Annotated in this window: 4 protein-coding genes; 3 read left to right on the top strand and 1 reads right to left on the bottom strand. The window is 61.3% G+C overall.

The features are described 5' to 3' along the window. Positions 1-19: 19 nt before the first annotated feature. Complete coding sequence (locus HKK57_RS02380) at positions 20-1,378, bottom strand: TolC family outer membrane protein (RefSeq protein WP_169389724.1); 1,359 nt, start codon at positions 1,376-1,378, stop codon at positions 20-22. A gap of 477 nt (positions 1,379-1,855) precedes the next feature. On the opposite strand from HKK57_RS02380, the gene HKK57_RS02375 reads away from it, so the two are divergent. The 3 genes from HKK57_RS02375 to rlmD all read left to right on the top strand — a co-directional run bounded on the left by HKK57_RS02375 (position 1,856) and on the right by rlmD (position 13,616). Then, positions 1,856-11,185: a retention module-containing protein gene (locus HKK57_RS02375; protein ID WP_169389723.1), complete on the top strand. Its 9,330-nt coding sequence runs from the start codon at positions 1,856-1,858 to the stop codon at positions 11,183-11,185. Between the two features lie 176 nt (positions 11,186-11,361). Next, positions 11,362-12,264 carry a cysteine synthase CysM gene (cysM, locus tag HKK57_RS02370; RefSeq protein ID WP_029292392.1) on the top strand — a complete coding sequence of 301 codons (903 nt, stop codon included), beginning with the start codon at positions 11,362-11,364 and terminating at the stop codon, positions 12,262-12,264. Then, positions 12,264-13,616: a 23S rRNA (uracil(1939)-C(5))-methyltransferase RlmD gene (gene rlmD / locus HKK57_RS02365; RefSeq protein WP_169389722.1), complete on the top strand. Its 1,353-nt coding sequence runs from the start codon at positions 12,264-12,266 to the stop codon at positions 13,614-13,616. Before cysM ends, rlmD begins: the two co-directional genes overlap by 1 nt. Positions 13,617-13,618: the final 2 nt, after the last annotated feature.

Here is a 13,618-nt window from a genome sequence, read left to right as displayed (position 1 = left end):
GTCTGCTCCACGTCGTTGGCTACTTCAGGTCAGGCAAGTGGGCTTCGCTTCTGACTTCCGACTGGGCAATGGCTTCGGCCGGCACCACCACGCGCTCCTTGTTCAGCAGCTCGCCCATGTTGGCCAGCACGCGGTACATGGAGAACTCTTCGGTGTAGCGCACTTCGGTATAGCGCCGGTTGGCGTTGTACAGCTCGTTTTCACTGTCCAGCAGGTCCAGCAGTGTGCGCTGGCCCAGGCCGAACTGATCCTGATAGGCCGCGCGCACCCGTTGGGTGGTTTCGGCGTATTCGCGGGCGGTAGGGGTCTGGATGCGTGCGTTGTCCATGGCGTGCCAGGCCAGGTTGAGGTTCTCGTTGAGCATGCGCAGGGCGTTGTTGCGGATGTCCATGGCCTGGTTGATCTTGTGCGAGTCCGACGCCAGGCGGGCCTTGTCGCTGCCGCCACGGAACAGGTTGTAGTTCATCACCACGCCCACCCGCCATTCATTGTCGTGGCCCAGGTCGCCCTGCACATTGTTATTGGCGCCCACCGCAGCCTCGGCGTCGAAGCGTGGGTAGAACGGCGACTTGGCTACTTCGTACTGACTCTCGGCGGCCATCACATCGGAATGGGCGGATTTCAGATAGGGGTTGTTCTCCAGCATGCTGCGCCGCGCACCGAGTTGGTCGGCGGGCAACTGACCCTTGATCGAGGCTGGGCTTTCCAGTTCGTCCGGCATGCGCCCGACCACACTATAAAAATTCGATTCGGCGTCTTGCAGGTCGACCATGGCGGTCTGGTAGTTGTTGTCCGCCAGGGCCCGACGGGCGGTGGACTGGTCGCGGTCGGCGGTACTGCCGATGCCGCGCTCGGTGCGCAGGCCGATCTGATCGGTGACCCGCAGGTGCGCCTGCAGGTTGTTCTTGGCCAAGGTCAGCAGGTCGCGGCGCTTGAGCACTTCCAGGTACACCTCGACGGTGCGCAGGGCCAGGCTTTCGGCAGTACCGCGGGTGTAATAGGCACGTGAGTTGACCACGGCGCCGGTGCGTTGCACTTCGTTGGAGGTGTTGAAGCCGTCGAACAGCATCTGGCGCAGGCGCAGTTCTGACTGGGTGTAATTGTCGGTCTCGGTGTGGTGGTTGCCGCCACGCGCGCGGGTGGTGCTGTTGTCGCTGTAGCCGCGGCCATAGGCGGCATTCAGGTCGAGGCTGGGATAGAAGCCACCCTTGGCGACTTTCACATCTTCATCAGCCGACAGCCGGCTGTTACGGCTGGCATTGAGTTCCGGGTGAGTGTCCAGCGTGCTTTGGATCGCTTGGGTCAGCGACATCGCTTGGGTGTTGGTGCATGCCATGGCGATCAGAATGGCGCTGCAGAGGGGGGTAAAGACGCGCATGGGAACATCTCCTGTGTATCAGTGCTGCTGGTCTGTCGCCATTTATTTGACGAATTTAGGGGGCAAACCGTCTCAGGCTTGTAACAACAGAGCTAAGAACATTTGCAGGAGGACCTAAGAAGAATTTCTCATAACGTTTATGTCCAAAAAAACTTATGCGTTCTGCGTGAAGCAAGACATTGTTCAAAGCACAAGCCTTGAGTTATGTGCGCTTCGGCGCATTTTCAGGGCCTTGGAAAGTTCAATCGCAAGTGCAAGCGGATCGTGGGGTAGCGGAAAAAAGGGAATTTAAGGGTGACGGTTTTTTGTCACTTGGTCCCTGGGAAGGCTCTCTGCAAGCGGGTCGAAGCGCGGTTTGGCGGCTGATTTGAATCAGTTTTGTGCCACTTCCGGGCGAAGGTCCGGGCCACTGGATCCACTGCATTTGTGCACGTAACCGAGGTGCCGACTACTGGGGTCGGACAGGGAGATAAGCACATGGCCAAGTTAATCGGTGTTGTCAGCAAGGTGGTTGGGGAAGTCTTTGCCGTGGCGGGAGATGGCAGCCGCCGGAGCCTGATCGAAGGCGACCGACTGTTTGCCGGCGAGCAACTGCAGACCGGCGCGGCCGGTGCGGTGGCGGTGCAACTGACCAACGGCCATGAGCTGACCCTGGGGCGCGACAGCAGCCTGGGCCTCTCCCCGCAACTGCTGGCCGGCCAGGCGCCGCAGGTTCATGGGTCTGAAGACCTTGCGCCGAGCCAGGCGCAGTTGACCGATGTGCAGCAACTGCAAAAAGCCATTGCTGCCGGTGCCGACCCGACCCAGACCGGTGAAGCCACGGCTGCTGGCCAGACCGGCAGCACAGCGGCGGGTGAGTTGGGCGGTGGGCACTCCTTTGTGCTGCTGACCGAAGTCGCCGGGCGCGTGGAGCCGGTCATCGGCTTTCCGACGGCGGGCTTTGGCGCGATTCCCGAGTTTCCGTTGTTCCAGGTCGCCGGCCAGCCGGATACCGGCAACGACCAGCCGGTGGTGGTGCCTCCCGACAACCCGGTGAGCCTGGGCGGGCTGGAGGTCGAGGGCGGTGAGTTGACGCTCGACGAGGCCAATCTTGCCCAAGGCTCGGCCAGTAATCCGGCGGCGCTGGTGCAAAGCGGCACCTTCAACGTCTCGGCGCCCGATGGCCTGCAAAGCCTGACCGTGGGCGGCATCAGCGTGGTCAGCGGCGGGGTGGCCAGCAGCTTCCCGCAAACCATCACCACCGGGCTGGGCAACACCCTGAGCATCACCGGCTACGACGCGGCCACCGGGGCGATCAGCTACAGCTATACCTTGACCGGCAATGAGGCCCATCCGTCAGGTGGCGGCACCAACAGCCTGGGCGAACAATTTGCGGTGGTTGCCACCGATAGCGACAACGACACCGCCACCGGTTCCCTGGATATCACCGTGATCGATGACGTGCCCAAGGCGCTGGACGACAGCCACGAGGGCAGTGCGTCGGAAAGCCTGTTGACCCTCAGCGGCAACGTATTGGACAACGACACCCAGGGAGCGGACCGTATCGCCACCGGCCCCATCGTCGGCGGTACCTTCACCGGCCAATATGGCACCCTGGTCCTGGCTGCCGATGGCAGCTACACCTACACGCTGAACACCGCCGACCCTGACTTTGTCACGCTGCAGGGCGGTGGCAACGGCACGGAAACCTTCACCTACACCCTGACCGACGCCGATGGCGACAGCAGCACCGCCAACCTGGTGCTGCAAGTGCATAACAACGACGATCCGGTGGTGATCGGTGGCATCAGCATCAATGGTGCCGACCTGACGCTTTATGAAAAGAACCTGGTGGACGGCAGCAGCCCCGACGCTGGCGCGCTGACCCGCACCGGCAGCCTGACCGTGTCGGCAGCGGACGGCTTGCAGAACCTGTCCGTGGGCGGTATCAGCGTAGTGTCCGGTGGTGTTGCCGCCGGCTTCCCGCAATCGATCGCCACCGGCCTGGGCAATACCCTGACCATCACCGGTTTTGACCCGGCCACCGGAGTAATCAGCTACAGCTACACCTTGACCGGCACCGAGGCGCATCCAACGGCGGCGGGGGTGAACGAACTGACCGAAAGCTTCAGCGTGATCGCCAGTGATACCAACAACAGCACGGCCACCAGCACGCTGCATATCAGTGTGGTGGACGACGTACCGACCGCTGCCGATGACAGCAATGCGCAAGTGGCGTCTGAAAGCCTGTTGACCCTGACTGGCAGCGTGCTGGGCAATGACGTGCAAGGCGCGGATCGGGTCGCCACCGGCCCGGTAACTGCGGGTACGTTCACTGGTACTTATGGCACCTTGCAGCTCTTCGCCGACGGCAGCTATGTGTACACCCTCGATAAGACCGACCCACAGTTCATGGCTCTGAATGGTGGCGGCAGCGGCACTGAAACCTTCACTTATCAATTGAACGACAGCGACGGTGATAGCAGTACCGCCAGCCTCGTCTTGCAGGTGCATAACAACGACGATCCTGTGGTACTGACGGGCCTTGAGGTGAACGGCGGGGAAGTCACTGTCTATGAGAAAAACCTGCCGCTGGGCAGCGCTATCGATGGGTCTGCTTTGACCCAATCCGGCACCTTTACTGTGACCGCATTGGATGGACTGAAAAATCTGACTGTGGGCGGTATCAGCGTCGTCAGCAATGGCGTTGCGGCGACCTTCCCGCAATCGGAGCCAACCGGTTTTGGTAACACTCTGACCATCACCGGCTACAACGCCAGTACTGGCGTGATCAGCTATAGCTACACGCTCAACGGTACCGACAGCCACCCAACCGGCGCGGATGCCAATAGCATCAGCGAGTCGTTTGCGGTAACTGCCACCGATAGCAACAACAGCGGCGCTACGGGCACGTTGGACGTCAATGTGGTCGACGATGTGCCAAAAGCCTTCGACGACAATCCCGGCGGCGTGGCCTCTGAAAGCCAGCTCACACTGACCGGCAGCGTGCTGGGTAACGATGTGCAAGGTGCTGATCGGGTCGCCACTGGCCCGGTAACTGCCGGTACCTTCACCGGTACTTATGGCACCTTGCAGCTCTTCGCCGATGGCAGCTACACCTACACCCTGGACAAGACTGATCCACAATTTATCGCCCTGAACGGCGGTGGCAGCGGCACTGAGACTTTCACTTATCAATTGAATGACAGCGACGGCGATACCAGTACCGCCAATCTCGTCTTGCAGGTGCATAACAACGACGATCCAGTGGTACTGACGGGCCTTGAAGTGAACGGCGGGGAAGTCACCGTCTACGAGAAAAACCTGCCATTGGGCAGCGCTATCGATGGGCCTGCTCTGACCCAATCCGGCACCTTCACCGTGACCGCCTTGGATGGCTTGAAAAACCTGAATGTGGGCGGTATCAGCGTCGTCACCAATGGCGTCGCCGCGACTTTCCCGCAATCGGAACCTACTGGCTTCGGCAACACCCTGACCATCACCGGCTACAACGCCAGTACTGGTGTGATCAGCTACAGCTACACCCTCAACGGCACTGACAGCCACCCAACCGGCGCAGGCACTAACAGCATCAGCGAGTCGTTCACGGTGACTGCCACCGACAGCAACAACAGCGGCGCTACGGGCACGTTGGACGTCAATGTGGTTGATGACGTGCCAAAAGCCTTCGACGACAACCCCGGCGGTGTGGCCTCTGAAAGCCAGCTCATCCTCAATGGCAGCGTGCTGGGCAATGACGTACAAGGCGCGGATCGGATCGCCACCGGGCCCGTAACACCGAACACCATCGTCGGTACTTACGGCACACTGCAACTGTTTGCCGACGGCAGCTACACCTACACCCTCGACAAGACCGCCCCCCAATTTATCGCCCTGCACGGCGGGGGGAACGGTACCGAGACTTTCACCTACCAGTTGAACGACAGTGACGGCGATACCAGCACCGCCAATCTCGTCTTGCAGGTCCATAACAACGACGATCCAGTGGTACTGACGGGCCTTGAGGTGAACGGCGGGGAAGTCACTGTCTATGAGAAAAACCTGCCGCTGGGCAGCGCTATCGATGGGTCTGCTTTGACCCAATCCGGCACCTTCACCGTGACCGCATTGGATGGGCTGAAAAACCTGACTGTGGGCGGTATCAGCGTCGTCACCAATGGCGTGGCGGCGACCTTCCCGCAATCGGAACCCACCGGTTTTGGTAACACCCTGACCATCACCGGCTACAACGCTAGCACCGGTGTAATCAGCTACAGCTACACCCTCAACGGCACTGACAGCCACCCAACCGGCGCAGGCACTAACAGCATCAGAGAGTCGTTCACGGTGACCGCCACCGACAGCAACAACAGCGGCGCTACGGGCACGTTGGACGTCAATGTGGTCGACGATGTGCCAAAAGCCTTCGACGACAACCCCGGCGGCGTGGCCTCTGAAAGCCAGCTCACCCTGACCGGCAGCGTGCTGGGTAACGATGTGCAAGGTGCTGATCGGGTCGCCACCGGCCCCGTCACGCCAAATACGATTGTTGGTACCTACGGCACACTGCAATTGGTTGCCGATGGCAGCTATGTTTACACCCTGGACAAGACCGATCCGCAGTTCATGGCTCTGAATGGTGGTGGCAGCGGGACTGAGACTTTCACTTACCAACTGAACGACAGCGACGGCGACACCAGCACCGCCAACCTCGTCTTGCAGGTGCATAACAACGACGATCCAGTGGTATTGACTGGTCTTGAAGTGAACGGCGGGGAGGTGACGGTCTACGAGAAAAACCTGCCGTTGGGCAGCGCCAACGATGGGTCTGCATTGACCCAATCCGGCACCTTCACCGTGACCGCATTGGATGGACTGAAAAACCTGACTGTGGGCGGTATCAGCGTCGTCACCAATGGCGTCACCGCGACTTTTCCGCAATCGGAACCTACTGGCTTCGGCAACACCCTGACCATCACCGGCTACAACGCCAGCACCGGTGTAATCAGCTACAGCTACACCCTCAACGGCACTGATAGCCACCCAACCGGCGCAGGCACTAACAGCATCAGCGAGTCGTTCACGGTGACTGCCACCGACAGCAACAACAGCGGCGCTACGGGCACGTTGGACGTCAATGTGGTCGACGATGTGCCAAGAGCCTTCGACGACAACCCAGGCGGCGTGGCCTCTGAAAGCCAGCTCACACTGACCGGCAGCGTGCTGGGTAACGATGTGCAAGGTGCTGATCGGGTCTCCACCGGTCCCGTCACACCGAACACCATCGTCGGTACTTACGGCACCCTGCAATTGTTTGCCGATGGCAGCTACACCTACACCCTGGACAAAACCGATCCACAGTTCATGGCCCTGAATGGTGGTGGCAGCGGGACTGAGACTTTCACTTACCAACTGAACGACAGCGATGGCGATACCAGCACCGCCAACCTCGTCTTGCAGGTGCATAACAACGACGATCCTGTGGTTCTGGCCGGCCTGGAAGTAAACGGCGGCGAAGTCACCGTCTACGAGAAAAACCTGCCATTGGGCAGCGCTATCGATGGGTCTGCTTTGACCCAATCCGGCACCTTTACCGTGACCGCACTGGATGGCCTGAAAAACCTGACGGTGGGCGGTATCAGCGTCGTCACCAACGGCGTCGCCGCGACCTTCCCGCAGTCGGAGCCCACCGGTTTCGGCAACACCCTGACCATCACCGGCTACAACGCCAGCACCGGTGTAATCAGCTACAGCTACACCCTCAACGGCACTGACAGCCACCCAACCGGCGCAGGCACTAACAGCATCAGCGAGTCGTTCACGGTGACTGCCACCGACAGCAACAACAGCGGTGCTACGGGCACGTTGGACGTCAATGTGGTCGACGATGTGCCAAAAGCCTTCGACGACAACCCCGGCGGCGTGGCCTCTGAAAGCCAGCTCACCCTGACCGGCAGCGTGCTGGGCAATGACGTACAAGGCGCCGACCGCATCGCCACCGGCCCGGTCACGCCAAACACCATTGTTGGCACCTACGGGACCCTGCAACTGTTTGCCGACGGCAGCTACACCTACACCCTCGACAAGACCGACTCCCAATTTATCGCCCTGCACGGCGGGGGGAACGGTACCGAGACTTTCACCTACCAGTTGAACGACAGTGACGGCGATACCAGCACCGCCAAGTTGGTGCTCCAGGTGCATAACAACAACGACCCGGTAGTGCTGACTGGCCTGGATCTGACTGGCGGGGAGTTGACCGTCTTTGAAAAAAACCTGGTCGATGGTTCCAACCCGAACACGCCCTTGTTGACTCAGACCGGTACCTTCACCGTGACCGCCCTGGATGGTTTGAAAAACCTCACGGTCGGTGGCCTGAATGTGGTGACCAACGGGGTGGTTGCCACCTTCCCGCTGTCGGAAGGCACCCTGCTGGGCAACAGCTTTGTTGTCACTGGCTACGACCCCAACACCGGGGTGGTCAGCTACCGCTACACCCTGCTCGACAACGAAACGCACCCCAATGCCAGCGGGGCCAACAGCCTGTCCGAGCAAATTTCGGTCACGGCCAGCGATTACGACACCAATACGGCGACGGGCACGATTGATATCAACATCATCGATGACCTGCCCATCGCCAATCCCGATGTGCGCTCGGTAGCAGAGGGCGGTGTGGTCAGCGTCAATGTGTTGGGCAATGATGTCGGCGGTGCCGATAGCCCCACCCTGGCGGGTGCGGTGGTCGGGGTGCGGGCAGGGAGTGGTGTCGGTACGCCGGCCAGTGGTGGCCTGGGCGGGAATATCACCGGCAGCTTCGGCTACCTGACCCTGGATGCGAACGGCAATGCCGTGTATCACAGCAACCCCAACTCGGTGAACCCACCCGGAGCGGTGGACACCTTTGTCTACACCGTGCGTGATGCAGACGGTGACTTGAGCACCACGACCTTGACCATCAATGTGGCCGACAGTGGCCTGGTGGCTAGCGTCGATGGCGATGTCACGGTCTACGAAAAAGCCCTGGACCTGAAACTCGATGGCCTCGACCTGGCGCCCGGCACTGTGATCGGCAGCGACCCGACCGCCACCAGCGAAACGGCCACTGGCACCCTGGTGGGCTCGACCACCGGCGGCACTGGCCCGTTGAGTTTCAGCCTGGTGGGCAGTGCGACGGGCAGCTATGGGCAGATCCTGCTCAATGCCAATGGCACCTACACCTACACCCTGACGTCGGCACCGAAGACCTTGCCCAACAGCAATGACGGGCCGAATGTGCTGACCGAGACCTTCACCTACAAGGTCACCGACCAACTGGGCAACTCCACCACCAGCAGCATCGTGGTGAGTATTGTCGACGACATGCCAATAGTGGTGTCCAGCGCGCGTGAGGTCACGGCGACGGAGGTGGATTCCAACCTGCTGCTGATCATCGACATTTCCGGCAGCATGAATGACGCGTCTGGGGCCGGCGGTACGCGGCTCGACCTGGCCAAGGCGTCCATCACCCAGTTGCTTAACCGCTATGACGATATGGGCGACGTGAAGGTGCAGATCGTGACCTTCAACGACAGCTCGCAACAGTTGAGCAGCCAATGGGTCAGCGTCGCCACGGCCAAGACCCTGGTCAACGGCCTCACCGCGTTCAATGGCACCAACTACGACTCGGCCCTGGGCACTGCGCAGACCGCCTACGGCACCGCCGGCAAGCTGGAGGGTGCGCAGAACGTGGCGTACTTCTTCTCGGACGGTAACCCCACCACGTCCAACACCAATAACCCGAACAACCCTGGCAACGCGGTCAACCCGGAGTACGGCGACGGTATCGATGCCACTGAAGAAGGCGTATGGCGGGCCTTCCTCGATGCCAACGGCATCAAGGCCTATGCCATTGGCCTGGGCGCGGGCGTCAACGGCATTTACCTGGACCCGGTGGCTTATGACGGCAGTACCCACACCAATACCAATGCGGTAGTGGTTGCCAACCTGGCGGGCCTGGATGCGGTGCTGGCCGGCACGGTGCAGGGCGCGCCAGTCACGGGTAGCCTGCTGACCGATGGCACATTTGGTGCCGACGGTGGCTTCGTCAAATCCCTCACGGTAGACGGCATCACCTACACCTACAACCCGGCGGCGGGGGGCTCGATGAGCGCCAACCTGCCGGGCGGGCATGGCACGTTCGACACCGTCAGCAACAGTATTACCATCACCACCAATCAGGGGGGCACGCTGATCGTCGACATGGACAACGGCGAGTTCCGCTATAACCCGCCGAAGTTGACGGGCTCGCTGGTCACCGAGACCTTTGGCGTGACCGTCAGCGATAACGACGGCGACCTGGCGACCTCCAGCCTGGTGGTCAAGGTCAACCCCAACGTGGCACCGGTGGCCGGTGATGACCATGTGATCACCAATATCCTGTCGGGCAACATTGTTGTGCCTGCGCAGTTGCTGCTGGCCAATGACAGCGATGCCAACCATGACAACCTGACGGCTATCCCCACCAGTTTTCCAACCGGCTGGGTGGCCAAGAACGCGGCGTTTACCGGGACGGGGGCCAGAACGCTTACCGGTACAACCCTGGGGGATGTACGTACCTCGTTTGCCGATATCGGGGCCCTGACCGCAGCCCTTGCGATCACCGGCAATCTCAGCAGTGTCGGCGGCACTACGCCCGACGATCGCGTGACGGTCACACTCAGGGCGGGGGAGACCCTCAACCTGGATCACAACCGGCCGGTCGGTAACATCGTCATGACCTATTCGCTCAACGGTGGCGGAGAACTCCCTCTCGCGGATGGCGCGACGCTGACTGCGTTAACGGACGGTAGCTATCAGATTCACATTGCCAACACCACCAATCCAGCAGGTGGCAACGTCAATGGCGCAGAAAGCTACCAGTTAGATATGAAGATCAACTATGCCGGCGCCCAGGACTACACGCCGGACTACCACGGTAACTACTCGGTCAGCGATAACCACGGCGGCAGCGACAGCGCCGCCGTAGACATCACCTACCAGGCCGGCACCACCCTCACCGGTACCAACGGTGATGACATCCTCATGGCCGGGCCCGGTAACAACATCCTCAATGGCGGCGATGGCAATGATGTACTGAGTGCTGGCAATGGCAACAACGAGATGCACGGCGGCAATGGCAATGACCTGCTGTTCAGTGGCATCGGCAATGACCTGCTCGATGGCGGTGCGGGCATCGATACCGTGAGTTACGCCAATGCCACGTCGGGCGTGACCGTCAACCTTGGCACGGTGGGAGGGCAAATCACGGGGGGCGCCGGGACCGATACATTGACGGCCCTGGAGAACCTGATCGGTTCCAACTTCAACGACTTCCTCACCGGCAACGGCAGCAACAACCTGATCTCGGGCGGGCTGGGCAATGACACCCTCAAGGGCGAGGGCGGCGATGACATCCTGATCGGTGGTCCGGGCAACAACACCCTGACCGGCGGCGCGGGTGCCGACACCTTCCATTACCTCACCGGCGGTAGCGGGCACGACGTCATCACCGACTTTACCGTGGGCACCGACAAGCTGGACCTCTCGCAATTGCTGCAAGGGGAGAATGCGACGACGGCGTCCCTGGATGATTACCTGCACTTCAAGGTGGTGAGCGGCACGACCACCATCGACATCAGCTCTGTTGCAGGGGCCACGGCTACCCAGACCATCGACCTGGCCGGCGTCAACCTGGCGACCCAATATGGCGTGACACCGGGGGCGGGTGGCCTGATTGCGGGTGGGGCAGACACGGCGACCATCATTAACGGGATGCTCAACGATCATTCATTGAAGGTGGATACCGTGTAACTCCTGTGGCCAGGGAGCTGTTGTGGCAGAGGGGCTGTTGTGGCAGAGAAGCCCCTCTCCACCGACAGCCCTGGGCTTTAGTTCATTGAGTTATAAGCACCACACTTTGCGTGATATGGCCCGCCGGCGTTTGCCGGTATGATAGGCGCCCCCGCAGTCTGGATTGCGAATACGCCATGACCTTGCAGTACCCAACCATCGCCGATTGCGTCGGCAACACCCCCCTGGTCCGCTTGCAGCGCATGGCGGGTAACACCAGCAATACCTTGCTGCTCAAGCTCGAGGGTAATAACCCGGCAGGCTCGGTCAAGGACCGCCCGGCGTTGTCGATGATCACCCGCGCCGAGTTGCGTGGGCAGATCAAGCCCGGCGACACCCTGATCGAAGCCACCTCCGGCAATACCGGGATTGCTCTGGCCATGGCCGCGGCGATCAAGGGCTACAAGATGATCCTGATCATGCCCGACAACGGCAGCGCCGAGCGCAAGGCGGCGATGACCGCCTATGGTGCCGAGCTGTTGCTGGTCACCCCGGAAGAAGGCATGGAAGGCGCGCGCGATCTCGCCGAGCGCATGGCCGCCGAAGGCCGTGGCCAGGTCCTGGACCAGTTCGCCAACGGTGACAACCCGGAAGCGCACTACGCCAGCACCGGCCCGGAAATCTGGCGCCAGACCCAGGGCACCATCACCCATTTCGTCAGTTCCATGGGCACCACCGGTACCATCATGGGTAACTCGCGCTACCTCAAGGAGCAGAACCCGGCGATCCAGATCGTTGGCCTGCAACCGATGGAAGGCGCGGCGATCCCCGGTATCCGCCGCTGGCCCGAGGAGTATCTGCCAAAGATCTACAACGCCGCCCGCGTCGATCGCATCATCGACATGGCCCAGCGTGAAGCCGAAGACACTACCCGTCGCCTGGCCCGTGAAGAAGGCATCTTCTGCGGTGTGTCCTCGGGTGGCGCTGTGGCCGGCATGTTGCGCTTGTCTGCAGAACTGGAAAACGCGGTGATCGTCGCGATCATCTGTGACCGAGGCGACCGTTACCTGTCGACCGGCATTTTCGACGCGCCCAACTGATGGCCAAGCAAGAGCGAGGCCTGCGTTTCCAGCCAACGGGCGGTAATCGGGCGCCACAAATCCCGGTCGGTAAAAAACAGCGCCTGACCATCGAACGCCTGGCCAACGATGGCCGGGGGATCGTGTTTTTCGAAGGCCGCACCTGGTTTGTAGTGGGTGCACTGGCCGGCGAAGAGGTCGAGGCGCGGGTGCTGGGTGCCCATGGCAAAGTGGTCGAGGCCCGCACCGAACGGGTGTTCAAGGCCAGCGAACTGCGTCGCCCGGCGCCGTGCGCCCATGCCGGCCGTTGTGGCGGATGCAGCCTGCAACACTTGCCCCATGACGAACAGCTTGCCCTGAAACAGCGCATGCTCGCCGAGCAATTGTCCCGTGTTGCCGGGGTCGAGCCCCAGGAATGGGCCGCGCCGTTGAGCGGGCCCGAGTTCGGCTATCGCCGCCGGGCCCGCGTGGCCGTGCGCTATGACCTCAAGGCCAAGCGCCTGGACGTTGGCTTTCGCGCCGTGGCCAGCCAGGACATCGTGGCCATCGATGATTGCCCTGTGCTGGTACAGGCCTTGCAACCGATCATGCAGCGCCTGCCCAACATGTTGCGGCGCCTGAGCAAACCTCAGGCCCTGGGGCATGTGGAGTTGTTCAGTGGCTCGTCGATTGCCGTGTTGCTGCGGCATATGGCGCCGCTGTCGGATGCCGACCTGGTGGTGCTGCAAGAATTCTGTGCCTTCCATGATGCCCAGTTGTGGCTGCATGGAGAGGGCGAGCCGCAGCCGTTCGCGGCCGGGGCGGGCCTGGGCTATCGTCTGCAGCAGTGGGACTTGGACCTGGCTTACCGGCCTGGGGATTTTGTGCAGGTCAACGCCGGGGTCAACGAAGCGATGGTTGCCCAGGCGCTGGATTGGCTGGCACCACGTTCCGACGAACGGGTGCTGGACCTGTTCTGCGGCCTTGGCAACTTTGCCCTGCCTCTGGCGCGCCAAGTGCGTGAGGTGGTGGCGGTAGAGGGCGTGCAGGCCATGGTGGACCGCGCGGCGCTGAATGCCGCAAGCAACAATTTGCATAATGTGCAGTTTTTTCAGGCCGATTTGTCCCAGCCTTTGAGTGATGCGCAGTGGGCCAAAGCAGGCTTTTCTGCGGTACTCTTGGACCCACCCCGCGATGGTGCCCTGGAGGTTGTGCGCAAGCTCGCCAGTCTGGGGGCTGATCGCCTGGTGTATGTGTCCTGCAATCCAGCCACGCTGGCGCGGGACACTGTCGAGTTGGTCAAGCAAGGCTACCGGCTAAAACGTGCCGGGATCCTCGATATGTTTCCGCAAACTGCGCATGTCGAGGCGATGGCGTTATTTGAAGCGAGCTAGGA

Origin of the sequence: Pseudomonas sp. ADAK21 (assembly GCF_012935735.1) — a bacterium.
Lineage (GTDB): Bacteria > Pseudomonadota > Gammaproteobacteria > Pseudomonadales > Pseudomonadaceae > Aquipseudomonas > Aquipseudomonas proteolytica.
Note: the sequence above shows the minus strand (reverse complement) of the source record. Positions and strands in the feature narration are given on the sequence as shown.

What these genes read in the sequence shown, in the direction of transcription:
- HKK57_RS02380 (WP_169389724.1), bottom strand. Translation starts at nt 1,378, where the DNA reads ATGCGCGTCTTTACCCCCCTCTGCAGCGCCATTCTGATCGCCATGGCA.
- HKK57_RS02375 (WP_169389723.1), top strand. Translation starts at nt 1,856, where the DNA reads ATGGCCAAGTTAATCGGTGTTGTCAGCAAGGTGGTTGGGGAAGTCTTT.
- cysM (WP_029292392.1), top strand. Translation starts at nt 11,362, where the DNA reads ATGACCTTGCAGTACCCAACCATCGCCGATTGCGTCGGCAACACCCCC.
- rlmD (WP_169389722.1), top strand. Translation starts at nt 12,264, where the DNA reads ATGGCCAAGCAAGAGCGAGGCCTGCGTTTCCAGCCAACGGGCGGTAAT.